General features: G+C 35.0%; 1 pseudogene. It reads left to right on the forward strand.

The features are described 5' to 3' along the window. Positions 1-50 precede the first annotated feature (50 nt). Positions 51-317, forward strand: a pseudogene (locus tag FC55_RS09665) (VOC family protein); the annotation flags it as partial. Positions 318-448 lie beyond the last annotated feature (131 nt).

Raw genomic sequence — 448 nt, forward strand, 5'->3', positions numbered from 1 at the left:
CCGTAAGGTCGTGAGTTACAAGCCCCACGTCTTTAGACTGGGGCAGTTGACAATATGTGGAACCAAAATCTACTAAGGTTAATTATTCTAATGAACAAATCAGCGCGATGCATCTTTGCTTTGAAGTTGATGATATTGAAGCAGCAGTTGCTAGAATGAAAGAAATTGGCATTGAACCAGAAGGAGAACCAATTTATTTTGAAGAATCAGATGGATTAAAAGCAGGTTTTGGGACAGGGGTAGTTTATTTTAAAGACCCAGATGGAACAAATTTAGAATTAATTGCACCTAAAGGACCATTTAAGAGAGAAGGATAAAGAAAAAAGTTTTACAGTTACTTAAGATGGTAGCTGTAAAACTTTTTTAATATATTCTGATATAATAAAAACAGGAAGAATAATAAAATTCTTCCTGCTATATAATCTCTGATGGGTGGTCAGGGGATCGA

Source organism: Ligilactobacillus salivarius DSM 20555 = ATCC 11741 (genome assembly GCF_001435955.1).
GTDB lineage: Bacteria > Bacillota > Bacilli > Lactobacillales > Lactobacillaceae > Ligilactobacillus > Ligilactobacillus salivarius.